Here is a 26,366-nt window from a genome sequence, read left to right on the forward strand (position 1 = left end):
AGAGGCGGTGCACCCCGCACTGCCGGAGGATGGACTACTCGGGAGCTTTCACATGAAGACGGGAACGAACCTGACGAACCGGCGGGCCGGTTCATTGGCGGATCGAGCAGCGGGCCAGCCCGCTCGGCGTGGTATGGCCCTGGGGGCCCTGGTCGCCCTGGCGGGGTCGGCGTGCCCGGTGGGCGTGCTGGCGGGGGCGTCGGTGGTCATGGTCGCCGGTCAGTTCGCCCGGGCCCAGTGCGGCGCCGAAGTGCTGACCCAGTCGACCGCGCCGGACGTCATTCAGGCCGGCCGGGCGGTGTGGTGCGGCAACCTTGAAACCAATGCCGATACGCAGATCGCCCGCGGCTTCGTGGCTCCGCACGACATGACCATCTCTTGCGTGACGTTCGGCGTCACGCGCAACACGGGCGGCGAGTGGCCCTGCCACGTACGCATCGCCACCGGCGCGCCCACCGATCTCTATGCCAGCCGCACGGTGCTGGCCGAGGAAACGGTGCAGATCCCCGCCGGCACATTCGAGGAGTTCTTCACGGTCGAGATTCCGCCGGTGTTCTTGCCCGAGGGCACGGTGTTCACGGTCGAACTGGATACGCCCTCACGGTTCCCGGCCTCGGGTGGCGATGGCGCGCTGCTGTCGCTGGGGTTCAACGCGCTCGGCCAATCGGCGCCGTCGTACCTGCGCGCACCGGCGTGCGGTGCCGAACTGCGGTTCATCGACCTTGTCGCCCTGGGCTTTCCCAACAGCCACGCGGCGATGTCGCTGGGCACCAAGAGCGGGTATGCCGTGCCAACGCTGGGAGGCTTCGAGATCACGCCGATCGGAGACGTGGTGCTGAGTACCGAGGGAGGCGAGGTCGTCGCGTACGGCGATGGCGGGCTTTCGATTCAGTTGGGTGACGCGACCATGGGCGCGGGCGCCAACTTCCGCGTGCTCTCGACGGGCGACGAGGTGTCGCCAGCCGTGCAGGTCGGTTTCCACGGCGCAACGACGACCGACGTACTCGCATTCCGCAACAACCCCGCCACGTCGGATGAAGCCGTCCTGGACGTCCTGTCGGACAACCCTGCATTCGACCGGTTCCGCGTTCGCGTGTTCCGAAACGGCGAGCTCGTCGGAACGCTGGAAGACCAGGCCTCGGGCACGGTGCGATTCGCTGATGCAGGCGATGGTCCCATCTGGGACTGGATCAAGGGGCTGTTCGGCGGCGGGGGCTTCGAGGCCCACTGCAACATCACCAAGGAGTATTACGAGAGTGGGGCCATCAAGAGCACGACGCAGTCGTACGGTGCATCGCTCGGCTCGGCGCTGATCTCGCCCAGCGGCGGCGGGCCCGGCTACGTCGGCGATGAGATCACGATCGAACCCATGATGGCAACGCTTGCCGGAGAGCCACCGCTGTCGCTAAGTATCGTGGGCGACGGCGTCGTGGGCGTGGCGATCGACGTTGACGACCTGCCGCCCGCGGTGGTCATCGGCCAGGCCGAAACGAGCGTTCGCAGCGTCGGCGCCGAGACCACCACCCAGGTGGGGGTCTCCATGAAGGCCATCAACACCAAGGGCGTGAACTCGGGCTCCATGTACGCCACCGATCTGACGGGCGACGGCGAGGCCGACCTTCGCTACGTACCCGGGCTCGCAGGCGAGGGCGAGAGCGTGCGTATGGAACTGGGCGGCGTCGAGTCGGCAACGATCAGCATGGACCTGACGGTGGCCGATCCGTTCGCGGCGTGCATGGTGGTGTGCTCGTTCGAGGTGGGGCCGATCAGCATTCCCACGGGCAAGACGGTCTTCGATCCGTGGCCGATCGATCCGATGTTCGTTGCCGTGGCGCCAGACTTCACGGGCGTGGGCGACGAGACGTACACGTTCCAGGTCTTCGACGCCGCCGGTACGTTGGTGCACGAAGCCTCTGGCATGCGGGGCATCGCGGGCGGCACGTCACGCTGGCCCTGGAAGGTCGGCAAGCTGGGCGGCCAGACTCCGTGCTTTGCGATCTGCTATCCCGATGGAACGCTGCTCCGCTTGGCCGACGGGCAGGAGTTCGACGTGCACGAAGTTCGTGCGCTGGCCGAAGGTGCGCCGCCCGCAGGCCCGCTCAGTGCGCTCGACATCGGCGTCCTGGGCATGGACCAGGTCGTCTTGTCAAACCCGGTGACGGTCCTGCCAGAGATTGCTGAGCCGTGCTATGCCGACCTCGACGGCGATGGCGTGCTGACGTTGTTCGACTTCCTGGCGTACCAGAACCTGTTCGCGACCGGGTCGCCGGTGGCAGACTGCGACGAAGACGGTGCGCTGACGCTGTTTGACTTCCTGTGCTTCCAGAACGCATTCGCGGTCGGTTGCCCGTGATCGGGAGGAGGAGTTGCAGGTTCATGGAACCTCGCCACGCCCCCGTTCCCTGACGGGGGCGTGGTCTTTCGGGAGATCAAGGAAGTGGAGGCTGTCGTGCGATCGGTGCTGGCATTCCTGGTGCTCGGCGGCATGATGTTGATCCTGGCATCGATCGCGATCGGCGCCATGATCAGCTTGGGCAACGGACGCCCGAACTGGTTGCTGATCGGCGTCTTCGCCCTGGACTCCGCGGCGATCCTGTATCTGTTCTCGTGGCTGGTCCGGCGGGGTGGAGACGATGCCTCAGACTAGTTGTCAGGTTCGGCATCGCCCGGATCGCGCCAATAGCCTGCATTGCCTCGGACATAGCTCCGAAGGTGGTCAAGGCTGCTGATGCCAATCCAGTCGTCCTCACCCGACGTAAGGATGGTCGAGCCATCGGGCCCCAACGCGATGGAGAACACGGCGTGATCGTGAACGGGAAGCTTGGCCAGTTCGGCGCCGCTGCGTGCATCGAACACGAAGACCGAACCGCCAGGGCCGACGGCGAAGAGGATGGCGCCCCCGGGGTGATACGCAAGGTCGTAGGGGCCCCAGGGCAACCCGGCGATGGTCTGGATCGGTCGGCCGGTACGTGCGTCCGAGATTCGAATGGTGCGCTCATCGGAAGCGACGGCGACCGTGGAGCCATCGGGCGACCAGGCGACCGCTCGGATGAAATCGTTGCCACCGTCGAAGCCGGCCAGAGGCAGTCCAGTCTCGACATCGAGGAGCACGGCCTGCCGACGGTCCGAAACGGCGGCGCACAAGAGGCGGTTGCCGTCCGGGCTGAAGCGGACCATCGGCACGCGCGCGGCACCGATTTCGATGATGCGTGGGGTCGCGCCGGCTTCGTTACGCCACAAACGCGCGGTCCCGTCCGCGGCGCCCACGGCAATCCACGCATCGTCCGGGCTGAATCGTGCGCTCCACAATCGGGGCAGGCCCTGGGCAACGATGCGTACTTGCGTGCCAGATCGATTCCATATGGCGATTCGGCCATCGAAGCCCGAACTCAGGACGTGCGCGCCGTCGGCGGAAAAATGAACGGACGTGATGACCCCATCGTGGGCCGGGAAGGACAGCACGTTCGATGCATCCGGCGATCGCACGCTGAGGTAGCCCGCGTCATCGCCCCACGCCATGGCGCCGTCCATCGCGCAGTCAATGGATGCATGGGTCACCGGGCCTGCGTCCTGGCGCGATAGCCAGGGGCGGTCGTGGACGTCGTAGACGGCGACATCGGTGTCGACGTGCGCAACGGCGATCCGGCTGGCCGGCGCATCGAGCGCCATGGCCGCGGCGCGCCGGCCGGTATCGATGCGGCACCTGATCTCGAGCCGAGGCACCGAGAGGCTGAGCAGGATGCCGTCGCGGTCGATGACATAGAGCGCGGCGCCGGACGTCGTGAAGGCGATCTTGTCGATTTCCTTTGTCTCGATCTCGCGCATGGTGCGCGGGCTCGAAGTGTCGGCCGCATCGAACAGCAGCACCGTGTTGTCGAGCGTGACGGCGAGCATCTGGCCGTCGGGCGATATGGCAAGGCACTTGGGCGGGATGTTGAAGTCTTCGTGTGCTTCGCTGCCCAGCGCGATGCTCTCCTGCACCTGCCAATCCGGTGGTCGTCGGATCTCGACCCGTCGCGCCGACCCGGCCGTGGCCGCGAGCAGCGTTGGCCCGCCGGAGTGCTCGGCAAGCGCGACGGCGCGAATGCCACCACCCAATCGCAGGGCGGGAGACTGGCCGGTGGCGTCGCGGATGGTGAGCCAGCCGGGTTCGGACTCGTTGTGGGATACGAGGGTCCGGCCATCGTTGCTCGGCACGATTGCCGAAGGGGCTCGCCCTTCGAATGACAAGCGCGCGCGTTGGTTGCCATCGGCCGCGTTCCACATGAAGGCAGAACGCGGGTGCAACGCGATGGCGTAGCGGCCGTTCGCGCTGGCGAACGCGGCGGTGGCCAGTCCCTGCTCGTCCGCCGGAGCGGGCGCTCGGGCGCGCGTGATGTCAAGCCCCTCGAGGGACAGCGAGATCCGAGATCCGAGACCGTCGATGGCCCAGACGTGGTTGCCGTCCAGTTCGAAGCCAATCGCGTCGCACCGGGCGTCCGTGCGCACGCGCACGACCCTGGGCAGCCTCGCGTAGTACTCCATGAGCGACCACGCCGATCGCAGTTGCGCGGGCGTGCCCACGAACGGCATGTCCGGGCCCGTGTCCAGGCCGGCGGCGATGGACTCGGTCCACAGGATCGCCTCGGCGCGATCGATGTCTCCACCGGCCGCCATCAGGCGCGCCCGCTGCACGTTGCTTTCGGCTAAGGCTGCTTCGGCGTCTCGCCGGGACCGGTCCAGGTCCGCCGCGAGCAGCGCGAACCCGATCGCGGCAACGAGCGTGGTGACCGCCACGAACGCGGCGGCGGCCGTGACGGCGCGATTGCGTCGCAACAGCTTCCACATGACGTACGCCGCGCTCTCACGCCGGGCGGCGATGGGATACCCGTGCAGGTAGCTCTCGATGTCCTCGGCCAGCGCGGCGGCGCTCGCGTAGCGGCGGTCGGGATCCTTGGCCAGGCATCGAAGCACGATGGTCTCGACGTCGGCCGGCAGGCGGGCGACGTAGTGACGCGGTGGCGTGGGCGCCGTCTCGGCCGCGTGGCGGGCGATGGCCAGCACCGAGCCTTCGCATGGATAGGGCATGTGGTCGGTCAACAGCCGGTAGAGCACCATGCCAAGCGAGTACACGTCGCTGCGAGCCCCGGCGTCGCCCGGCTGGGCGTCCAGGCGCTCGGGCGCGGCATACGAGGGCGTGCCCACGAACTCCTGCGTGACGGCGGCGTCGCTGGCATCGAGCGAGGAACGGGCCAGACCGAAGTCGAGCACGCGGGCCAGGCCGTGCCGGTCGACCATGATGTTGCTGGGCTTGAGGTCTCGATGGATGACGCCCGCCGCGTGCGCGTGCGCCACGCCGTGGGCGACCTGCGCCATCAGCCGCATGACCGCATCGGTCCGGGCTCGAGACCCCGGCTGCGCCGGACCCAGGGCATCGCCGACGGAACGATCGATGGCGACGCCCTCGACGAACTCCATCGCGACGTATCGTCCGCCGTCGCTGGCCCGGCCCGACTGGTACACCGACACGATGTTCGGGTGGCGGAGCTGTGCCGCCAGTTCGATCTCGCGCTCGAAGCGGCGGAGTTGTCGCGGCGTGGCCAGCGCGCCGCCCAGCAGCATCTTGATCGCCACGGCCCGCGATGGCTGCTCCTGCTCGGCCCGGTAGACCACGCCCTGCCCGCCGCGGCTGATCTCTTCGAGCAATCGGAAGCCCGGCACGGCGCCCGGCAGCGGTCGACCATCGCCCGGGGCTTGAGCGTTGCTTTCTTCGAGGGCCCGGGCGATGTCTTCGGCCGCGTTGGCGAGGAAGCGGTCGTTCTGGCGGCACTGCTCGACGTGCTGGCGGCAGGCGGCGCAGCGGGCCACGTGCCTGCGGATCTTGCGCGGCGCGTCGCTTCCCGCGGCCAGCGCCCCGAGCACCGAGGCCGACGGACAGCGGCCCATCACTCGTCCTCGTCGTAGGCGATCGTGAGCTCGCGCACGAGTTCGCGGAGCCGGCCCGTCAGCCGGTTCTTGACGACGTACACCGCATCCACGCTCATGCCGCACTGGCGGGCGACTTCGGCCGCCGGCACGCCGCGGATGGCGAACAGCTCGAAGGCGCGTAGCGTCTCGTCTCGCATCCGGCCCTCTTCGCGGATGAGCGCCAGCGCCTGCCCGATGATGGCCCGCTCGCGTTCGTGGCGCCAGGCCTCGGCCATGCTCGCGTCCCGTTCCCAGCCTTCGGCCGCGTGGTTCTGGGCGTGCGCGCCTCGGCTGCCGTGGGTACGCCCCAGCCGCGCCGCCACGTGGCCGGCGATGCCGATGAGCCAAGAGCTCAGCCGGCCGCGGCCGCGCTCGTACCGGCCAGCCGCGTAGGAGCGCGCGAACTCGGCGAGCGTCTGCTGGGCGATCTCGGCGGCGTCGTGGTCGGCAAAGCCCCGGCGGCGGGCAATGGCCACGAGGATGGGCCGGTAGCGGGCGTCGAAGCCCTCCCACGCGGCGGCGTTGGCCGGGTCGCGCAGGTCGTCCAGCAGCCGCGTGGTGGTACGCGTTCCCAGGGGGGCCGGGCCGCCGGGCGGTGGCGTGGACATGCCCGATGGTACGCGAGGGACGGGTGGGGCGCGGGCATTCCCGGAAGGTCGATCAGGTCGTCGTGCCGGCCCGCTGAGACTCCTGCCACTGGCGACGCCAGTCTCCGGCGTGCGTATTGATCGCGGCCTCGAATCGTGCGGCGCGCCATTGGGCGCCACACTCGGGGCAGGTGGCCATGCCGTCGTCGTCTTGAGGTACGTCGTTCTTGTGCAGATCAAGGGCCAGGTCGTGGCCGCAGGCGGGGCAGAGGCCGGCCTGGGCCCACGCGTGGATAGCCCGTCGGTTGGTCTCGCGGGCTCGGGCGTTGGCGACGAAGGGAACCCAGCGGTAGGCGCAGGCAATGAAGAGCCCGATGGCGAGCATGACAACATGCCAGTACCAATCCGGGAGCACGGGCTGGGACGAGACCGCCTGGATGACGACGAGGATCAGGCCGGGGCCGATGGCAATCAGCAAGAAGGCGAAGAAGGCCGACCAGTGCATGTTCTGCGAGTTGCCCAGCGAGATCTCGCCGCTGAGCTTCCTCAGCCGCTTCGATGGCTTCTTGGGAAGGTCCAATGCCTGGAGTGTCACGGCGCGGCCGCGGTCATCGGTCGGTTGGGTGGCCTCCTGCGAGTTCATGCGTCCTCGGCCGCCTCCCCCTCGACCAACCCCAGCCACACCTGCCCGGGCTCTTCCCCGACCGCCTCGCCGCGCCACGCGCGAACGCGGACGTTGCGGACCAGCTCGAGGATGCCCAGGAACATGCCGATGGCCTCGCCCCGCGTGCGGCCGGTGAACAGGGCGGCCAGGGGCAGGGCGGGCCGGCCGGTTTCCTCTCTTGCGCGCTCCAGGCGGTCGATGGCGTCGGCCTGGTGCAGCTCGATGGGCGTGTCGTCGTCTGTGACGGTGTGCTCGCCCAGGCGGTCGAACTGGATGCTGCTGGCGATGCGGTCGAAGGCCTCGACCAGGTCGGTCAGCGACAGGTCGTCCATGTCCAGGGCGAGGTCTTCTTCGCTCTCGTCGCGGGCGGGCCGCAGGGCGGGGGCGACGCGGGCGCGGGCCTGCCATTGCTCGAGGCGCTGCTCGAGCGCATCGGCCCGGTCGCGGAGGCGCTTGTATTCCAGGAGCTGGCGGACGAGCTCGGCCCGCGGGTCCTCAGGTTCCTTGTCGTCCTTGCGGTGCTCGCGCCTGGCGGCCTCGGCGTCCTCGGGGCTCAGATTCTCGGCTGCGACGACGCGGCTCTTGATCTCCGCCAGCGTCGCGGCCATGACCAGGAACTCGCCGGCGGTGTCGATGTCGATGGTCGACAGGTCGCGGATCGCCTCCATGTATCGCTCGGCGATGAGGGCGACGGGGATGTCGTGGATGTCGACCTCGTGCACGCGGACCAGGTGCAGCAGCAGGTCCATGGGCCCCTCGAAGGCGTCGACGGCGATGGCGGGGCCGGTGGCGTCCATGGGGGAGTCTAGGGCGGTTTTCGCGTCATACCCTCACCGATGACGACCGCCATGCGTACGACCGAGCACCTCGAACTGGCCAGCCAACTCCTCAAGGAAGAGGCGGCGGCGGTGGGGGCGCTCGCGGAACTTCCTGACGGTTTCGCGAAGGCCGTGGAGATGATCGACGGGTGCGCTCGCGCGGGCGGCACGGTGCTGGTCACCGGGCTGGGCAAGAGCGGCCACGTGGGCGCCAAGATCAGCGCGACGATGGCCAGCCTGGGCATCCCCAGCCACCTGGTCCATCCCACCGAGGCGGCCCACGGCGACCTTGGCCGCTTCCGGCCCAGCGACCTGGTGCTCGCGCTGAGCTTCAGCGGCAAGACGGCGGAGGTTGTCGCGCTGTGCGGGCTGCTGCGCCAGGACAAGCTGCCCATCATCACGATGACGGGGTCGCGGCCCGAGAACGGGGCCCAGCCCGACCCGCTCAGCCGGCTGGCGACCGTGCCGCTCTACCTGGGCTTGAAGCACGAGGCCCTGCACCCCCGTTTCAGTGCGCCCACCGCCAGCACGACCGCGACGCTCGCGCTCGGCGACGCCCTGGCCATCTCGGCGGCGGCGCGGCGTGGCTTCACCGACGCGGACTTCGCCCGCCGCCACCCCGGCGGGGCGCTCGGCGGCGCGCTGCGGCCGGTCATGGACATCGCGCGGTGCACCATCGACGACCACCTGCCCGTGGCGCCAGAGCGCGTGAGCGTCATCGAGGCGCAGCACGCGGTGCAGAACAAGAGCGGCCGACGGCCTGGAGCGATCCTGCTCGTTGATGATGGCGGAAGGCTCACGGGCATCTTCACCGATGGGGATCTGCGCAGGCTCGTCCTTCGCGATCGCGCCGAGCTCGATCGGCCCATCGCGGACGTCATGACGAAGAACCCACGCACGATCAGCAGCGACGCCCTCGCGCGCGACGCGGTCGCGCTCGTGCTCGAATACCGCCAGGACGAGGTGCCGATCGTCGACGCCGACGGCAAGCCGGTTGGCCTGCTGGACGTGCAGGACCTGGTGGCGCTCAAGCTGGTCGAGGGCTAGCTCGCGGGCTACGGGCACGCGGGCAATGGGCACGCGGGCACTGGGCCGTCGGCAATGGGCAATGAGAACGAGGCAACCGGCCGGGCTACGGCCGATTGCCTCCAACTGCGTGACGATGCCCGCCCCGGCCTACGCGGCGGCTTCTTCGCCCTGGGCCCCGTTGCTGGTCCCAAAGCGGACGTAGATCGGCTCGCCGGGCACGCGGTTGTCGGTGTGCACGGCGACGATCTGGTAGATCACCGGCGTCGCGCCGTTGGGCACCGTGTCGTCGGTGAACGCCTTCTCGCTCGTGTCGCCGATGAAGAAGAACTTCGTCTCGGTCGGCAGCTTGCGCATGACGTGGTAGCGGGTGCCGCCGGGGCCCTTGCCCTTCCAGGTCAGGTGCACGTCGCCATCGTTGGTGATGGTGCTGCGCGCATCGCTGGGCATGTTGGGGGGCGGCGCCTCGCCGGGCTTCTCGCGCTTGGAGATCTGGGCGAGCTGGTACACCTGCTCGCCCCCGTCGCCGCGGGCGTAGGCCTTGAGCTCCAGGATCAGGTCGCTCGAGTAGGCCTTCATCTGGTCGGCCGCCGCGTGCCAGGCGGCTGTTGCGGCCTTGGCGGCCGATCTGGCCTGGCCGGCGGCGATCTGCTTCTGGCGCGCCGTCTGGGCCAATAGGGTTATCGCCGCGATCTGCTCGGCGCTCAGGTTGATCGCCGCCTGGTTCTCCGTCCAGGGCTCGAGGTGCTCCTCGACCCAGTCCACTGCTTGTGCCCGGTCGCCGGGCATGTTGGTCCCCATGGGGAGCCTCCGATCGTGCGCGTGGGGATCTGTTCTCCGCCCGGCCGCCCCACGCGCGTGGCCGGTGCGAGGTGGCGCCCCCGGCCGCTCGGCCGATCGGTCGCCCCGATTCCTGCCGGCCCCGCCCGATGCGTCGGGCACGTCGGGGCCGGACCTTGGATCGACGGCTTCGGAGGGCGACTTCACTCCGAGTGCGATCCTTCGGCAGACTTTTTTCGTGCCCCGCGTCGGTCGTGCGGGCGAAGGGGGCGAAAACGCAGGCGGAATGGGAAGAATCGGGCGGCCGCTGCCACGAAGAATTCCGGACCCGTGCCCGGCGAAAACACCCCTGATCGGGGGATTCGTAGGGTTCTCGGACGATCTCCGCGGTCCGCCCGGGCCCGTGCGAGAGCGTCCAACGAATTTGTGGCGGGCCGCACGTTCAAAGATCGGCGCTCGCCATTCGAACGTCGGCCCGCCTCGCTCGAACGTCGGCCACGCCAATTCGAATGGCGAGCGTCCAGATTCGAGCGGCGGGCGCCGCGCGTTGAATGGCCGGGCCCGGCGATGAACCGCCGCGCCCGGCCGTTCGATCAACAGGCCCGGCGATGCGAAGGACGCGGCCGGCCCGAGCCGCGGCGTGGCGCGTGCGCACGTGCGGGGATACGCTGGGCCATGAGCATCTTCGAGGCCTTCGAGACCCCCAAGGACCTGCGCGATCAGTACGAGACGAGCCCCTGCACGGCGGGGGTGATGGGGCTCAAGACGCTGAACGTGATCTGTGGGCCGAATAACTCGGGGAAGAGCCGGTTGTTGAGAGCACTAGTTCAGTCTTTGACGTCAACCAATTGGGCAATGATAGCGAGTTTTGACATTTTCAATGATCGCTGGCGGGCGCAATGGAGCGAGGGGCTTCAAAGCCTTGCCAAGCACTTGAACCGTTCGCCACTCTACACCAGATTTGTCACGCCCATCGATGAAACTGATGGAAACTCGCATCGGTACAACAAGTACCTATCCGTGCTTTTGGGGGATGTCGATGCCTTTGGGTCTGATGGGCTCCAAACGCTCCAGCAGGACGGCTTTGATGCTCCCAAGGCCAGGACGGTTTTGCAGGGAGCGTTGGCGAAGAATGATGGTGTCTCTTTTTCATACATCCCGGCAATTCGGAGTTGTCGCGATCTTAGGAATACGTCGAGCATACTCGAGCACATAAGCCACCGATACTTCCGTGGCGGTCTTCAACAACAGAATCTGTTTGCGGGCCAAGAGCTGTATGAAAAGGTAAAAGCGTTCTTGCTTGGCCGCCCTGCTCAGCGTCAGTTGATTCAGGACTTCGAGGCGTTGCTTTCTGAGCAATTCTTCGATGGGCGCGCCGTCAGTCTCTCGCCGCGGCAGGAAAGCGGCAGGAGCGAGTTGCATATCCGCATTGAGCCAGAGCATGAGAGACCGATATCTGAACTTGGCGACGGGATGCAGAGCATCATCATCCAGTTGGCTCCTGCATTTCTTTCTGAAGGCAGGTACTTAGCGCTCTTCATCGAGGAGCCCGAACTCTACCTCCACCCCGGCCTCCAACGCCGCCTCTTCGAGGTGCTGCTCGACCTTGACAAGCACACGCACTGGGAACGACACCAGGTCTTCGTGACCTCGCACTCCAACCACCTGCTCGACCTGACGCTCGACCACGAGCGGATCGCCATCCTCCGCGTCGAGAAGACCGTCGGCGATCGCAGCGACGACCAAGTGCTCCGCGCGACCGCCGAAGAATACGCAAGGTTCAAGGTCGAGATGGTCGCTCCCGGCGAGATCCGGCTGCTGCACGACCTGGGCGTGCAGAGCTCCAGCGTGTTCCTGTCGAATTGCACGATCTGGGTCGAGGGGCCGACCGACCGCATCATCCTCCGTCGCTACATGGAACTGGTCGCCAAAGAGCAAAACGTCGAGTTGCGCGAGGATCTGGACTACTCCTTTGTGTTCTATGCAGGGTCCGTCGCCAAGCACCTGAGCTTGTTCGACGACAAAGGTCCCGACGTAAACCGTATCTGCTCGCACATGCTCTTCGTCGCAGATTACGATGGCGAGAAGAAGGCCGCCGACGCCGAGACGCTCAAGGAGAAGCTGGGCGACCGCTTCCACAGGCTCGAGTGCCGAGAAATCGAGAACACCGTCTCGTCCGAGGTGCTCCGCCGCGTCGTCGCCGCGTGGACCAAGAGTGATCCCGAGAAACTCGAACTGCTTGGCCAAGACGAGATCGCTGAGCAGGGCATTGGCGAACTGATTAACGACCACTACGCCGAGTTTCTCAAAGAGAGGGATCGGTGGGCGGATGAGGATGGTGGGCTAAGCCAGAAGCGCAAGACGAAGTTCGCCGAACTCGTTCGAGAGCACACCGGGTCCGTGGCCGATCTCTCCCCCGCGGCACTGGCCGTTGCCGAGGCCGCCGTCGCGTTCGTCCGGGATCACCGGGCTGCGGCCAACGCGCCTGCCACCTGAGACTTCGACGGTGATGGCCACTTCGCCATCTTCGACTTCCCGGCCTTCCAGAACGCCTTCGGTGCGGGGTGCGACCGACCGCGATCAGGCGTCGGCCCGCCCGACCCCCGCCCCGCACTCGGGGCATTGCGCCAGCCCCGTGGCGTCGTAGCCGCAGGCGGGGCAGGGGGTGCGGCCGGCGGCGCGCATGCGTGCAAGCCGACGATGGTGGGCGAGGCGGCGCGTGCGGGCGATGCCCATGACGACGAGCGTGGGGGCCAGCAGGAAGGGCCACGCCGGTCCGCCGATGATGAATATGGGGGCGTGGTTTTGAATGACGCTCCACGACCCGCACATGAAGCCCAGCCAGCCTCCGAGGCCCGGCTCCCACCGAAGCGTATCGAACGGTTCACCGAGCACCGCCATCTGTCCCGGGGTCGCGGACCATCGGTACACGCCCCCGCCGGCCACGACCCACGCGCCGTGGCCACCGGGCTCGTAGATGACCCCGAAGAGGAGGAACGGCAGCCCCGACGCCAGCACCACGAACCCCAGCCACGATGCGAGCACCGGGCGGCGGCGGGCGAACCGCCAGCCCCGGCGGACGATGCGCAGGCTCAGTTCTCCGGGTCCGATTGGTCTGATGGCGGCCTCCGGGTGATCCTTGGCGGCTGCGGGGGCCGTTTTTCGGTCGCTGGAACCCCCCCGGGCGGCCCTCTAGCCTCTCTGGACCGGTCTTTCGACCCCCACGGAGCGGAGCGTCCCATGAACCTCGGCCAGTTCTTCGAGCATTGGAGCATCGCCGAGAACCCATTCCGGGGCGAGGAGGCCCGCCACGACGCGGTGTTCGCCCGGCTGACCCAGGGGCCGCGCGGGCCGGAGGGCGAGGCGGACCAGCGCGTCGATACCGCCGGCGGCGTGCGCGAAGGCGTCGGCGAGGCCGCCGCGGCGGCGCCCCGTGGCGACACCCGGCACAGCGACTTCGAGAAGATCGTGGGCGACCTGAGCAGCCCGAGCACCTCCATCGTCTTCGGCGAGAAGGGCAGCGGCAAGACCGCCCTGCGGCTGCAGATCGAGGGCCGCGTGCACGGGCATAACCGCGCCCACGCCGGCCGGCGCGTCTTCATGATCGCCCACGACGACCTCAACGCCGTCATCGATCGGTTCCACGAGCGCAGCGGCCAGGAATCGGCGCTCGAGAGCCTCAAGCACTTCCGGCTGGTCGACCACATCGACGCCATGCTGCTGTGGGCCACGCCCCGGCTGGTCGATGCGCTGCTGGAAGACCCCGCGCCCGAGGGCGCGGTCGACCTGGCCGAAGGCCAGAAGAAGAGCCTGCGCCGGCTCGACCCGGGCGCGCGGCGCGACCTGCTGCTGCTCCAGGCGGTCTACGACCGGCCCGACACGGCCGACCTGCGCACCGGCCGCCTGCGCCGGGCCCTCAGGCTGCCGCGCGGCGGGGGGCGGCTGGCCTGGGACGTGGCGATGTTCGCCGGCTGGATCCTGCCCCTGGCCGCCCTCATCGGCTGGTGGCAGCTGGGCGGCCTGCCCGACGTGGTCTGGTGGGTGCTGGTGGCGGCGGGCGCGGTGGCGTGGGCGGCCGCGGGCGTCAAGCGCCTGGTGCTGGACCGCCTGGCCATGCAGCGATTGGGCCGCAAGGTGCGCAAGCAGGTGCGCGTGAGCGCCCGCGGCGACGCGAGCTATGCGCACAGCTTCGCCCAGCTCGACCCGGTCATCGCCACCCAGCAGAACCTGCCCACCACCGACGCCGACGACACGCGCTACGCCATGCTCGACCGCCTGCGCCGCGTGCTGGCCCCGCTTGGCTACCGCGGCCTGCTCATCGTGATCGACCGCGTCGACGAGCCGAGCCTCATCAGCGGCAACCCCGAGGCGATGCGGGCGCTGATCTGGCCCTTGCTCAGCAACAAGTTCCTGCAGATGGACGGCGTGGGCGTCAAGATGCTGCTGCCCATCGAGCTGCGCCACGCGCTCTACCGCGAGAGCAGCGCGTTCTTCCAGGAAGCGCGATTGGACAAGCAGAACCTGGTCGACCGCCTGAGCTGGACCGGCGCGATGCTCTACGACCTGTGCGATGCAAGGCTGAAGGCGTGCCTGGAGCCGGGCGCCAAGCCCATCACGCTGGTGGACCTCTTCGCCGAGGACGTGACCGAACGCGACCTGGTCGATGCGCTCGACCAGATGCACCAGCCGCGCGACGCGTTCAAGTTCCTCTACCAGTGCCTGAGCGAGCACTGCTCGAACGTCACGGCCCAGGAGCAGGCCTGGCGGGTGCCCAGGCTGGTGCTCGAGACGGTCCGCAAGCAGCAGAGCGAGCGGGTGCAACAGCTGTATCGCGGTATCAGCCCGGCGTAGCGGGGGGGCATCAGCCCGGGGTAACCGGCAGCGTCGGTCCGGCCGGGAAACGAGCGGTTCGCGGGCGAACGGCCCGCCAACCGACACGTTCGCGACAGTTGGCCGGCGGCGCGTAACCCCGCGCGGTCGGGCGGCATATGGAGGCCCAAAGTGGCGTTGCGGCCCGGCTTTGGGCCGATGAGGGCTTGAATCGGGAGCCTGTTCGGGGGATGATGCCTCCACGCGCCACGCGGAGCGCCGTCTCGCTGGGGCCCGCGCACCGGAGCCGACCGTGCCGTCGGCACGAAGAGAAAGGACCACCAACCCATGGCCGGCATCGAGAGCTTCATCAACACGCTCAACGGGCTGCTGTTCCACGACTTCGTGGTGTACGCACTGCTGCTGGTGGGCCTGGTGTTCACCATCTGGAGCGGCTTCGGCCAGTACCGGGCATTGACCCACGGCGTGGCGGTCGTCCGCGGCAAGTACGACGACAAGAACGATCCGGGCGCCATCAACCACTTCCAGGCGCTCTCGGCGGCCCTGTCGGCCACGGTGGGCCTGGGCAACATCGGCGGCGTGGCGCTGGCGGTGGCCCTGGGCGGCCCGGGCGCGGTCTTCTGGATGTGGGTGATCGGCATCCTGGGCATGGCCCTGAAGATGACCGAGGTCACCCAGAGCATGCTCTACCGCAACACCGACGACCCCGACAACCCCCACGGCGGTCCAATGTTCGTCGTGCGCGAGGGCTTCAAAAAGTGGGGGCTGGGCCCGTTGGGCGCCATCTTCGGCGGCGTTTTCTGCGTCACGCTGCTCATCAGCGCCATCACCGGCGGCAACATGTTCCAGGCGTGGAACGTGGCCGACCTGAGCTACACCTACTTCGAGGTGCCCCAGTTCGCCACGGGCCTGATCCTGGCGATCGTGGTGGGCCTGGTCATCATCGGCGGCATCAAGCGCATCGGCTCGGTCGCCGGCCGCATCGTGCCGCTCATGTGCGTGCTGTACGTCGTGGCGGCGCTGTACGTGCTGCTCATGAACATCTCGGTCATCCCCGACATGTTCATGCTGATCATCAAGAGCGGCCTGCCCGGCTTCCTGGGCGGCCAGAGCCCCGATCCCACCGGCGCCTTCCTGGGCGGCACGTTCGGCTACGCGGCCATGTGGGGCGTGAAGCGCGCCCTGTTCAGCTCCGAGGCCGGCCAGGGCTCCAGCCCCATCGCCCACTCGGCGGCCAAGACCGACGAGCCCGTGCGCGAGGGCGTGGTCGCCGGCCTGGAGCCCTTCATCGACACCATCGTGGTGTGCACGCTGACGGCGCTCGTGATCCTCTCCAGCGGCGCGTACAACCGCCCGCCCGAGGCGTTCATCCCCGCCGAGCAGGGCATGCAGGTCGTCCAGGCGACCAACGCCGACGGCCAGCCGATCGCAAACACCTGGACGCTGGGCTCGGCCCAGCTTCCCGGCAAGACCGTGGCCGCCAAGCGCACGCTGAATACGCCCCAGGGCGAGGCCGGCTGGCGTGACGGCGAGACGGTGTTCATCGTCGTCGAGGCCGACATGGACGAGAACACGGGGCGCAACCTGCGCCGCCTGAGCGGCACGGTCTCGCGCGACGCCCAGGACCAGTGGGTCGTCAACTGGGGCACGCTCGAGAGCGACCAGCGGCCGGCGCTGCACTCGACCATCGATCCGGACTTCGAAGCGCCCGAAGAGGGCATGACCGCCGAGCCAGACGACGCGGGGGTGGGCGTCTACGGCGACTACGCCGGCGCGAGCCTGACGGCGCACGCGTTCGACCGCGTGACGCCGGGCCTTGGCAAGTGGCTGGTGACGGTCGCGGCGTGGCTGTTCGCCGTATCGACGATGATCTCGTGGAGCTACTACGGCGAGCAGGGCATCTTCTACCTGTTCGGCCAGCTCGGCAAGAAGCGCGTCGACGCCATCGTCCTGTTCTACAAGGTCGTGTACTGCCTGCTCATCCTGCTGACCACTGTGGCCGCCATGCCGCTGGTGACCGGACCCGATGGCTCCAAGCGGGCCCTGATCGGCACCGATGCGCAGCTGGACATGTGGACCACCCTGGGCCTGGGCGTGATGCTCGTGGCCAACATCCCGATCATGATCATCTTCGGTAGCCAAGCCATGAAGGCCTACCACGAGTACATGGGCCGCCTGAAGCGCGGCGAGCTGGAGGCGGGCGCCCACGAGCCGGCGTCGATCCAGGACGTGGTCGAGGGCAAGGACGTCGAGTAAAACTGCCGCGATCAATTCCCCAACAAGCTCGCGGAGGGGAGGGCTCGACATGCTCGACTGGTTCTTTGCCGATGGGGCCATCTGGTTCGCGATCCCTGCGCTGTTCGGCACGGGGCTGTTCGTGATCCAGCTCCTGGCCGGCGAGCTCGGGGGCGACTTCGACCTGGACGCCGACGTCGATCTGGATGCCAGCGGGGCCGGCGACTTCCGGGCCCTGAGCATCCAGACCATCGCGGCCTTCTGCCTGGGCAGCGGCTGGATGGGCCTTGGGGCGTTCCGCGTGCTCGACCTTGGTATGACTGGGGCCGTCGCCATCGCGGTGGTCAGCGGCTTGGGCATCGCGTGGCTGATGGGCTGGATGACGCGGCAGGTCTTCAAGATGCAGCGTTCGGGCAACATCAGCATCGCCAGCGCCGCCGGGCTCACCGGCGACGTGGCCGTCACCGTGCCGCCGGCCAACGCCGGGCGTGGGGCGGTGTCGGTCGTCATCAACGGCAACCGCCGCGAGTACGACGCGGTACAAGCCGGCGAGGAACCGATCCCGCCTCGCACGAGCGTCAAGATCGTGTCGGCGGACGATCAGAACAACACGGTGCTGGTCGAGCGGGCGTAAGCACCGCCTTGGCCTATCCTGATTCGCACATGCCGCCCCGATCATGGGCGGCAATCGGGGGGAGATCGCGCCCATGAGGCTCACTGCATTGATGACGCTCCAGACCCTGCTGGCCCAGAGCTCGGACGCTTCGGGCGACAGCATCGGCATCTTCGCGATGATCGGCCTGGGCGTGGTGCTGTTCATCACGCTGCTGATCATCTGGTTCCTGGCCAGCCGCGTGCAGCGCTGCCCGCCGAACCGGGTGCTGGTGGTCTGGGGTAGCGCCGGCAAGAGCGGCCGTCGCTGCTACAACGGCGGCATCAAGGTCGTCTTCCCGGTCATCCAGCAGCACGGTTACATGAGCATGGAGCCGTTGGTGATCGACATCCCCCTCGAAGGGGCGCTGTCGCTCAACAACATCCGCGTGAACGTGCCGTCGACCTTTACGGTGCGCATCTCGCCCGACCCGGTGCTCATGGCCGCCGCGGCGGAGAACCTGCTGGGCAAGCCCCCGCAGGGCATCCGCGAACTGGCGCAGGACATCGTTCTGGGCCAGCTCCGCCTGGTCATCGCGACGCTGTCGATCGAGGAGATTAACAAGGACCGCGAGAAGTTCGAGAGCCTGATCCGCGACAACGTCACGCAGGAGATCAACAAGGTCGGCCTGGAGCTGATCAACGTCAACATCCGCGATATCACCGACGAGAGCGGCTACATCCGCGCCATCGGCCAGCGGGCGGCGGCCGAGGCCATCAACAAGGCCAAGGTCGAGGTGGCCCAGGCCGACCGCGACGGCGCCACGGGCGAGGCCATGGCTAACCGCGAGCGCACGGTGAGCGTGGCCCGTGAGACGGCCGCCGCCACCGAGGGCGAGAAGGAAGCCGAACGCAAGCAGCGCGTGGCGGTCGCCGAGTTTGAGGCCCAGGCCGTCACGGGCGAGGCCGAAAGCAAGCGCGACCAGGACATCGCCGTGGCCGAGCGTCGCGCCGAGACCGCAGCGGCGAGCAAGCGGGCCGAGCAGACCCAGCGCGTGGCCGTGGCCGAGGCCGAGGCGCGTGCGGTCGAGGGCGAGAACGCCAGCCAGGCGCAGATTGCCGAGTACAACGCCAAGCTGGCCGAGGTACGGGCCGAGAGCCGGCGCAGGTCCGACGTGGCCGCCGCGCAGGCCCACGAGGCCATCCTGAAGGCCGAGCGCGAGCAGGAGATCGCCCGCCTTGGCAAGGAAGAACTGGCGCCCCAGGAGATCGAGAAGCAGCGCATCGAGATCGCCGCCGAGGCCGAGGCCGAGAAGAAGCGTCGCGAAGCGCGAGGCGAAGCCGACGCCACGCTGGCCAAGTACCAGGCCGAGGCCGAGGGCGTGCGGCAGGTGCTCGAAGCCAAGGCCGCCGGCTACCGCCAGCTCATGGAGGCCGCCGCCGACAACCCGCAGGTGGCGCCCACGCTGCTGCTCATCGAGCAGTTGCCCGAGCTGGTCGCCCAGCAGGTCAAGGCCATCAGCAACCTCAAGATCGACAAGATCACCGTGTGGGACACCGGCGCCGGTGGCGGGGGCGCCGGCAAGAACGGCGTGGGCGGCAGCACCAGCGACTTCCTGGCGGGCCTCATCGGCTCGCTCCCGCCCGTGCACGAACTGGCGCGCCAGGCGGGCGTCGAGCTGCCGGGCGCCTTGGGACGGGTGACCGAGCCCACGGGCGAACGCATCGATGAAGATCACCAGCCTAAGGAGCCTGCGCGCACGCCCAGGCCAGATGCCAAGCCCAACCCCAAGCCCGATCGCTGAGCGATCTTGAACCCATGACGGAAGGACCTCATCGCATGCGACGCCCGTTCACCACCTTCATGATCCTGGCGGCGATGCTGGGCGCCGGCGGCGTTTGTTCCGCGATGCCGCAGGACGAGGCTCCACGGGCCGAGCCCGCGCCCGAGGCAAAGCCCGCGGTGATCGAGCTTCTCGAGCCAGGCGAAGACCCGCAAATCCGTCGGTACGAGCTGGCCGAGGGCGACAAGACCACGCTGCGGATGGTCACCGACTTCCAGATGAAGATGGACATGGGCGGCGGCTTCGAGGGCGCACAACTGCCCGCCAGCGAGATGTTCATGACCCTGCACGTGCGCGGCGTGGATGATGATGGCATCGCCAGCGTCGAAGGCATTCTCGAACGCGTGGGCGTGGTGCCCGAAGAGGGCATCGATCCCTTCGTCGCCGACGCCTATAGCGAGGGGCTCGCGCCCATGCGCGGGGTCAGGATCCGCTACAAGATCGACCCGGTGGGCCGGACGACCGATGTCGTCGCCACGTCCGAAGACGGCTCGCCGATCACCGATCCGCAGATGCGGTCGACCATGGAAGACACGGCGTCGTCGGCCAGCGTGCAACTGCCCGAGGAGCCCATCGGCGTTGGCGGCCGCTGGCGCGTGACCGAGGACATCGCCATCAACGGCGTTCGCATGCAGCGCACCTCGACGCACACGCTCAAGAGCATCGAACAGGGCCGTCTGCACGTCAGTTCGGACATCAAGGTCAGCACAAAGCCCCACGACGTCGAAAGCCCGGACCTGCCTCCCGGCACGCGCCTGCGGATGGAGTCGACCACCATGGCCGGCAAGAGCGAGTCGGTCTTCTCGCTCGACTCGGTCGAGGGCCGTGCCCAGGTCGATACCAGCGGCGAGGTCCACATGACCGTGTTCCAGGATGGCGTGCCGATCAAGGTCCGCCAGCGCATCTCCATCGCCATGAAGATCGAGCCCCACAAGGGCGACCTTCCCGCAATCGACGGCGGCGCCGATGAGGCCCCGCCCTTCTGATGACCACCCACGCCGGGGGCACACCGACCATGACCAAGCCCGTTTTCTCCGTCGCCGTCGCGGCCCTGCTCGCCAGCTTTACTGCTCTCGGTGGTTGCCGGAGCGGTGTGAGCGGCGAGGCGGTGCCGGAGCCACCGGCCGAACCTGCGAGCGCTCCGGCGCGCGACTACGCCATGATCTTCATCAAGACCGGTCCGCTCCGCACGCCCTCGCGGGCGCAGCAATCCGAAGCAATGCAGGGCCACATGGCCAACATGCGCCGGCTTGCCGAGGAGGGCACGCTGTTGATCGCCGGGCCGCTGGCCGAGCCCAAGAGCGACCCGGACCACCGGGGCATCTTCGTGTTCGACGCCGACACGATCGAGAAGGGGGCGGCCCTCGCGGCGACCGATCCGGGCGCCCAGATGGGCGTGTTCGCGATGGAGCCCTACCTGCTGACCACTGCTGCGCCGCTCACCGAACTCACCCGGCTCGAGGAAGAATTCGAGCAGCGCCGCCTGGCCGACCCGGAAGTCCCCGACGAGTGGTTCGGACGCATGTACGTCATGGCCAGCGCGCCATACGACGAGGACCTGGCCCAGACGCTGCCCGGCGCCGAGGGCGTGCTCATCGCCGGCACGCTGACCAATCCGCGCGGCCAGCAGCGCGTCTTCGCCTGGCTCGATGCGCCCAACGCGCCCCTGGCCGCCGGCCTGCTGCCCGAGGCCGACTGGACCTTCCACGGCTGGTATGGAAGCCCGACGCTCGAGTTGCTGCCCGGCCTCGAACCGGGCCCGTGAGCGCGGGCTCATCGCGGGCGAACGCTTGGCCCGACGCCCATAGCATTGGGCTGCCCGGATACAGAAGGGAGGCCCCACGATGAGCAACCACGACGAGCACACGCACAGCGACACCCAGGCCAAGGCCGAGGCCATCGCGAGCGATCCGACCGCTTCGGAGGGCGACGTGCGCCGGCGCATCAGCGACCTGGTGGCCAGCGCGGCCGCCACGCCCGGCCGCATGATCGAGGGCGGCGCCAGCGCGGTGCAGCGCGTCACGCGCGAGGTGCTCGAGGGCGCCAGCCGCGGCGCCCACGCCATCAGCGACGAGCGCAAGGACTCGGTCATGGCCGAGACGCTCGAGGGCCTGGGCGAAGGGCTGGGCAAGGCCGCCCACGCCACGCAATTGGCGCTCGAGGAAGCCCGCTCGCGCGGCGAGAGCTTCGCCAAGGACGACGTGAAGGCCGCCATCGAGGACCTGCGCACCATCGAGGACCTGCTGCGCGACTCGGGCTCGCGATTGACCAAGGCCGCCGGCAGCAACGCCAAGGGCGCCGCCACCGACCTGACCCACCATGCCGGCCGCGTGTTCGAGGGCATCCGCCCGGCGGTCGAGGGCGCCCTCCGCGAAGCGATGCGGCATCCGGTCGCCACGGCCGGCGATGCGGCGGCGACGGCGGTCGACGCGGCCCGCATGGGCGTGGGCTCGCTCTTCGACGCGGCCGGCGGGCTGCTCAAGGGCGCCGGCGGCATGATCAGCGGCAAGAAGCCCGGCGAGAAGTAAGCTCCGAAACGAGAAGTGAGTTACGACAAGCGCTTGCCGGTCAGCAGGCGGATCACGCCCAGCAGCCCGGCGAACACGAACGCCGCCAGCCCCACCCAGAACAGCAGCCCCTCGGGCGCATCGGTCGCCCCGCGCGACGCCGCGGCCCGATCGGCCAGCAGCATGATCGAGCCACCGACGACCAGCGCCGCGACGACCAATGAATAACTGATGTTGCGGCTGGCGCGCTCGAGCTCGTCGGTCACCTCGCTCAGGCCGTGGTGCTTGAGCTGCACGCCCAGTTCCTCGTTGCGCACCATGTGCAGGATGCTGGCCACCTCGCGCGGGGCGCGCTCGACCAGCTCGGCGTAGCCCAGGGCCGCACCTTGCACCCGTCGCTTGGCGGCGCGGAAGCCGTAGCGGCGGCGGAGCAGCCCCTCGACGTGCGGGCGCACGTGGTCGACGATGTCGAAGCTCGGGCACACCATCTCGCCCACGCCCTCGATGGTCGTGATGGCCTTGATGAGGTACACGATGTCGGCAGGCACGCGCAGCTTATGTTTTCTCAGCTTGGCGAAGAACTCGCTGAGCAGGGCGCCCATGCGCAGGTCGGCCAGGCTCGCGCTCTGGAAGCGGCTGATGAACTCCCATGCGTCGGCCCGGAACACGCGGTCGTGCGCCTTCATCGGGCTCACGCCGGTCAGCTCGATCACCACGTCCAGCACGCGGTCGAGGTCGCCGGCGATCGTGCCCTGCACCAGGTCGGCCAGGACTTCCGCGGTCCTGGGGTCGATGTTGCCCGTCATGCCGTAGTCGATGAAGCAGAGCTTGACCTCGGGGGCCGCGCGCTTCGCGACTTCGGTTGCCTCACCCTGAGGCGTCGGGTCGACCAGCACGAAGATGTTGCCCGGGTGCGGGTCGGCGTGGAAGAAGCCCGTCTCGAAGCACTGGCGGAAGACCACGTCGGTGCCGATGGCCACGATCTCGCGCCGCTGGGCGTCGGTGAAGTGGTCCTCTGGGTGCTTCTTGAAGTCGCTCAGCAGCACGCCCTCGATGCGCTCCATGCACAGGATCTCGGGCGTGCTGTGCTGGGGGTAGACCTTCGGGAAGCGGACGCGGCCGTCCTCGGCGAAGGCCGCGGCCATGCGCGCCATGCTGCGGCGCTCCAGCTCCAGGTCGATCTCGCGGCGCACCTGCCGCCTGAACTGCTCGACGACTTCCACGGGGCTGTAGCCCAGGTCGCTGAAGCGGTCCTCGATGAACTCGGCCAGCGTGGCCATGATCTCCAGGTCCGACTCGATGACCTCCTCGATGTCCGGCCGCAGGACCTTCAGGATGACCTCGCCCCCACCCGCCAGCGTCGCGCGGTGGGCCTGGGCGATCGAGCCGGCGGCCATCGACTCGTACTCGATGCGGTGGAAGCGCGGGCCCTGGTCTGCGGTCTCGGGCATCCGCTCGATCAGTTCGTCGATGTAGGGCTTGATCTCGTCGGCCGGCACGGGCCGCACGGTGCTCTGCAGCTTGGTGAACTCCTCGGCCCACTCGGGGGGGATGAGGTCGGGCCGCGTGCTCAAGACCTGGGCGAGCTTGACGAACGTGGGGCCCAGCTCTTCCATCGCCTCGCGCAGGCGCACGGCGGTGGGCTTGCGCGTCACGCTCGCGTCGGGCTTGCTCAGCCCGATCATGCGCCGGCCGCGCAGGACCAGCCGGTCCAGGTCCAGGTCGGCGATGGCCTGCCCGAAGCCGAAGCTGGCCAGGACGGCGAGGATCTCCTTGGCCCGCCGGATGTTGCGGATGGTGCGGCCGAGGCTTGCGATGTTGGAAGGGAGATTCGATGCCACGGCGGGAGGGTAGGGAAGAAGCGACGGAGTCACGAAGCGACGCGGTGACGAAGGGATGCAGCGCTCGGCGCCCATTGAACACGCGGCGGACGGGCCCATGCCCATCCGCCGCGACGCGAGTCGAGTTGAATCCCCTTCTTAGCCGGCCTTGGGCTTGCCCTTGGCAGTCTGGGCGTCCTTGAGCTGCTGGGCGCCCTCGATGGTCAGCGGCTCCTGGCCGTCGCCCTCGGGGGCCGCGTCCACCGGCTCGCTCTGGGCACTCTGCGCGGCGGCCGCCTGCACCGGGGTCGCCTGGTTGCCGCTGCCGAAGTAGAAGGGCGCCGGGAAGCTCCACTGGCTGACGATGCCGGTGGTCAGCACGGTGCGCACGCGGTAGTTGATCTGGGCCATGCCGCTGGGCACGTTCTGATCGGTGAATTCCTTCGTCCCGATCGTCCCCAGTTGCTGCCAGGGGCCGGGCAATTCGCCCACGGGCACGAGCTGGCGCTGCACCTCGAAGACCGAGCCGCCGGTCTTGGTCCCCTTAAAGGTCAGCACGACCTGGCCGCTGGTGGTCGTGTCGGTCGCCAGGTTGGTGGGGATGGGCGCCTCGGTGCGCGGGGTCGCCTTCTTGGGCGGGTCGATCTGGGCGAGCTGGTAGAGCTCGTTGGTGCCGTCCTTGCGGGCGGCCACGCGGATCTGCTGGACCAGGAGCGAGGTGAAGTCGTACAGCGCGTCGATGGCCTCGTCCTGGGCGTCGACCTTGGCGCGGTACTGGTTCCAGGCCTCCTTGGCGTCGTCGAACTTGGTCTGGGCGTCGCTCAAGAGGCTCGACAGCGTCGTGGTGTCTTCCAATGAAAGGGTGAGCTGCTCGGCGTTCTCCGTCCAGGGGCCGATCCGCTGGCTGACGAAGTTGAGCGTGCCTTGTTGCGTCTGCTGAATCGTCGACATGGTTTCACCATCCGGTTGATGTGTCGCGGGCGCCGGCGGCCATCCGCCCGGTCACCCCGATCGGCCCGCAACTGCACGGGCCGCTGGGGCGGTCATCGGGAAAGGAATCCCGCCGATCCAGTGGTCGGCGCGTGCCGGGGGCGAAAATGGGTCCGGTCGTGCGGGTTGGGGGGGTAAAGGGGAGCGACGAAGGCACGCAGCGGCGGAGCGACGAAGGGAAGAACGAAGAAGGGGACCGGTTCTCGGTCCCCCCCTCCGTCGCTTCGTCGCTCGATCGCTGCGTCGCTTTCTTCCTCAGCACCCCGCGTCGAACGCCGTTTGATACGCGAGGAAGTCGAAGATGGTCAGCTCGCCGTCGCCGTCGAAGTCGGCTTGTGCGTCGCCGTCCTGGAAAAAGTTCGCAAAGCTCAGGAAGTCGAAGATTGTGAGGTCGCCGTCGGCGTCAAGGTCAGCGGGGCAATCGAAGCACGCGAGGTTGTAGGCGTAGGCGGCGCCGCCGGGCTCCTCGTTGTGCGCGCCAACGATTGCCCAGGGGCCGTGCAGGGCCGTAGTCGATCCGAAGTCGTGTGGGCCGCTCGACGCCCCGTCCCCAGGACGGAGCACGGCGGTTTCGCGCCAGGCCCCGTCGGCTCCGCGCTGAAAGGCGAATGCTCGGTAGTCGTCGAGCCGGCCGTGGCCCGTGATCAGATGATCGCCATAGACCGAGATACTTTGGCCGAAGCCTGCGCGAAATGCAGGCATACTGGACAGTATTTCTTGTCGCAGCGTCCAGATGTCCCCATCTAGTTCGTAGATGTAGACCGCTCCTTGAGACCTGAAGGCACGCTCGACGCCTCGCGCCCCGACCGCGAGCGTGGTGCCATCAAAGGCGAGGCCGTACCCGAAGTTCACGCTTTGCTCAGTCAGAGGTGGCTGCTCCGGCGGCAACATCCGCTGGACATATTCCAGCGAGCCGTCGGGATTGCGATGGTACACAATCACCGAGCCGTGCAGCGGCGAACCATGCGGCGAGCCGGTGGAGCTGTCGCGGTAAGCGCCGATGAAAACCCAATCTCCGAGCATCAAGACGGACTCGTTGGCGTAGTAGCTGAGTTCGGACACCTCCGGCGGCCGCTCGATGGTCTGCTCATGCGCCCACTGGCCGCCCACTTCCCGGAACCGATAGACGAGCCCGGCTTGGCTGACGAGCGCCGTATCGCCGTACAGCGCGGCCGCCCTGCCGAACCCGCTCCTCCCTACTGGCTCCCCGTCCGGCCGCGGGATGCGAGCGGTTTCGACCCACAGCTCACCGTCGTACTCATAAATGTGGCCGTAGCCGAGCTCGCCCTGGCCCATCTTGAGCGCCGTGACCGTCAGGAAACGATTGGGGTTGAGCGGGTCGAGCGCCACGGCCGCGCCGAAGCCATCGAGGAAGCCGATGTCCGGCGGAATGATAGTCTGGGTCTGGATCCAGCGCGATCCCTCGCGCTCGAAGGCATAGACGGCCCCGGCCTGGCAGCCGAACGGGTCGCCGCCGGGGCAGAACGAAACCGCCAGACCATCGCCCACGATCAGGTGCCGCTCGTTCATCGAAAGGGCGTGGCCGAAGCCCTTGGCCAGGTCGGGCGGGCCGACGAGGCGCTGGACGGGGTCGTCGGCCAGCCCGGATGACGCAAATACGACAGCGACGAGAGCGTGGAGCAAAGAATTCATGACATCCATTGTGACGGATTTCGCCCCGCGATGCAAGCGAATCTAGCCGGATATGTCAAGAAATCGGGTGATCGA

The 26,366-nt window shown here is 68.3% G+C and carries 20 protein-coding genes; 11 read left to right on the plus strand and 9 right to left on the minus strand.

The features are described from left to right. Nucleotides 1-52: 52 nt before the first annotated feature. The gene (locus RIE32_11045; protein ID MEQ9096786.1) at nt 53-2,353 is read left to right on the plus strand and encodes a GC-type dockerin domain-anchored protein; all 2,301 of its coding nucleotides are present in this window, start codon (nt 53-55) and stop codon (nt 2,351-2,353) included. A 96-nt stretch (nt 2,354-2,449) separates the two neighbouring features. Continuing rightward, nucleotides 2,450-2,647, plus strand: a complete 198-nt coding sequence (locus tag RIE32_11050; GenBank protein MEQ9096787.1) for a hypothetical protein — start codon at nt 2,450-2,452, stop codon at nt 2,645-2,647. Here the strand turns inward: RIE32_11050 and RIE32_11055 are convergent. Genes RIE32_11055 through RIE32_11070 form a run of 4 tightly spaced genes read right to left on the minus strand, consistent with a single transcriptional unit; the run spans nt 2,644 to nt 7,994 of the window. Beyond that, complete coding sequence (locus RIE32_11055; GenBank protein ID MEQ9096788.1) at nt 2,644-5,925, minus strand: protein kinase; 3,282 nt, start codon at nt 5,923-5,925, stop codon at nt 2,644-2,646. The genes RIE32_11050 and RIE32_11055 overlap by 4 nt on opposite strands. Continuing rightward, the gene (locus RIE32_11060; protein ID MEQ9096789.1) at nt 5,925-6,554 is read right to left on the minus strand and encodes a sigma-70 family RNA polymerase sigma factor; all 630 of its coding nucleotides are present in this window, start codon (nt 6,552-6,554) and stop codon (nt 5,925-5,927) included. Before RIE32_11060 ends, RIE32_11055 begins: the two co-directional genes overlap by 1 nt. A gap of 52 nt (nt 6,555-6,606) precedes the next feature. Then, nucleotides 6,607-7,176, minus strand: a complete 570-nt coding sequence (locus tag RIE32_11065) for a hypothetical protein (GenBank protein ID MEQ9096790.1) — start codon at nt 7,174-7,176, stop codon at nt 6,607-6,609. Further along, a complete protein-coding gene (locus RIE32_11070) occupies nt 7,173-7,994 on the minus strand; it encodes a segregation/condensation protein A (protein ID MEQ9096791.1) in 822 nt (273 codons plus the stop codon). Before RIE32_11070 ends, RIE32_11065 begins: the two co-directional genes overlap by 4 nt. A 39-nt stretch (nt 7,995-8,033) precedes the next feature. Here RIE32_11070 and RIE32_11075 point away from each other — a divergent pair, with 39 nt between their 5' ends. After that, the gene (locus RIE32_11075; protein MEQ9096792.1) at nt 8,034-9,062 is read left to right on the plus strand and encodes a KpsF/GutQ family sugar-phosphate isomerase; all 1,029 of its coding nucleotides are present in this window, start codon (nt 8,034-8,036) and stop codon (nt 9,060-9,062) included. 129 nt (nt 9,063-9,191) lie between these two features. Here the strand turns inward: RIE32_11075 and RIE32_11080 are convergent, their stop codons facing one another. Continuing rightward, the gene (locus RIE32_11080; GenBank protein ID MEQ9096793.1) at nt 9,192-9,842 is read right to left on the minus strand and encodes a hypothetical protein; all 651 of its coding nucleotides are present in this window, start codon (nt 9,840-9,842) and stop codon (nt 9,192-9,194) included. 654 nt (nt 9,843-10,496) lie between these two features. Here RIE32_11080 and RIE32_11085 point away from each other — a divergent pair. Further along, nucleotides 10,497-12,317 (plus strand): ATP-binding protein, encoded by a 1,821-nt coding sequence (locus RIE32_11085; protein MEQ9096794.1) that lies wholly within the window; start codon nt 10,497-10,499, stop codon nt 12,315-12,317. An 84-nt stretch (nt 12,318-12,401) separates the two neighbouring features. Here the strand turns inward: RIE32_11085 and RIE32_11090 are convergent, their stop codons facing one another. Continuing rightward, a complete protein-coding gene (locus tag RIE32_11090; protein MEQ9096795.1) occupies nt 12,402-12,866 on the minus strand; it encodes a hypothetical protein in 465 nt (154 codons plus the stop codon). Nucleotides 12,867-13,061: 195 nt separating this feature from the next. On the opposite strand from RIE32_11090, the gene RIE32_11095 reads away from it, so the two are divergent. The 7 genes from RIE32_11095 to RIE32_11125 all read left to right on the plus strand — a co-directional run bounded on the left by RIE32_11095 (nt 13,062) and on the right by RIE32_11125 (nt 21,849). After that, the gene (locus tag RIE32_11095) at nt 13,062-14,672 is read left to right on the plus strand and encodes a hypothetical protein (GenBank protein MEQ9096796.1); all 1,611 of its coding nucleotides are present in this window, start codon (nt 13,062-13,064) and stop codon (nt 14,670-14,672) included. A 306-nt stretch (nt 14,673-14,978) separates the two neighbouring features. Continuing rightward, on the plus strand, nt 14,979-16,907 hold the full coding sequence (locus RIE32_11100) for an amino acid carrier protein (GenBank protein ID MEQ9096797.1): 1,929 nt from the start codon (nt 14,979-14,981) through the stop codon (nt 16,905-16,907). Nucleotides 16,908-16,956: 49 nt separating this feature from the next. Beyond that, entirely contained in the window at nt 16,957-17,520 is a 564-nt protein-coding gene (locus tag RIE32_11105) for a hypothetical protein (protein ID MEQ9096798.1), read from the plus strand. A gap of 73 nt (nt 17,521-17,593) precedes the next feature. Continuing rightward, nucleotides 17,594-19,282 (plus strand): SPFH domain-containing protein, encoded by a 1,689-nt coding sequence (locus RIE32_11110; protein ID MEQ9096799.1) that lies wholly within the window; start codon nt 17,594-17,596, stop codon nt 19,280-19,282. 35 nt (nt 19,283-19,317) lie between these two features. Further along, nucleotides 19,318-20,307: a DUF6263 family protein gene (locus RIE32_11115; GenBank protein ID MEQ9096800.1), complete on the plus strand. Its 990-nt coding sequence runs from the start codon at nt 19,318-19,320 to the stop codon at nt 20,305-20,307. A gap of 29 nt (nt 20,308-20,336) precedes the next feature. Further along, nucleotides 20,337-21,086, plus strand: coding sequence for a YciI family protein (locus tag RIE32_11120; GenBank protein ID MEQ9096801.1), 750 nt, complete (start codon nt 20,337-20,339; stop codon nt 21,084-21,086). A 79-nt stretch (nt 21,087-21,165) separates the two neighbouring features. Next, nucleotides 21,166-21,849: a hypothetical protein gene (locus tag RIE32_11125; protein MEQ9096802.1), complete on the plus strand. Its 684-nt coding sequence runs from the start codon at nt 21,166-21,168 to the stop codon at nt 21,847-21,849. Between the two features lie 20 nt (nt 21,850-21,869). Here RIE32_11125 and RIE32_11130 read toward each other — a convergent pair whose 3' ends face one another. From RIE32_11130 to RIE32_11140, 3 genes are all read right to left on the minus strand, one after another. Beyond that, nucleotides 21,870-23,669 (minus strand): AarF/UbiB family protein, encoded by a 1,800-nt coding sequence (locus RIE32_11130; protein MEQ9096803.1) that lies wholly within the window; start codon nt 23,667-23,669, stop codon nt 21,870-21,872. 138 nt (nt 23,670-23,807) lie between these two features. Beyond that, nucleotides 23,808-24,599 (minus strand): hypothetical protein, encoded by a 792-nt coding sequence (locus RIE32_11135; GenBank protein MEQ9096804.1) that lies wholly within the window; start codon nt 24,597-24,599, stop codon nt 23,808-23,810. Between the two features lie 294 nt (nt 24,600-24,893). After that, the gene (locus tag RIE32_11140) at nt 24,894-26,147 is read right to left on the minus strand and encodes a GC-type dockerin domain-anchored protein (GenBank protein ID MEQ9096805.1); all 1,254 of its coding nucleotides are present in this window, start codon (nt 26,145-26,147) and stop codon (nt 24,894-24,896) included. Nucleotides 26,148-26,366: the final 219 nt, after the last annotated feature.

It is taken from the genome of Phycisphaerales bacterium, from assembly GCA_040221175.1.
Classification (GTDB): Bacteria; Planctomycetota; Phycisphaerae; order Phycisphaerales; family UBA1924; genus JAHCJI01.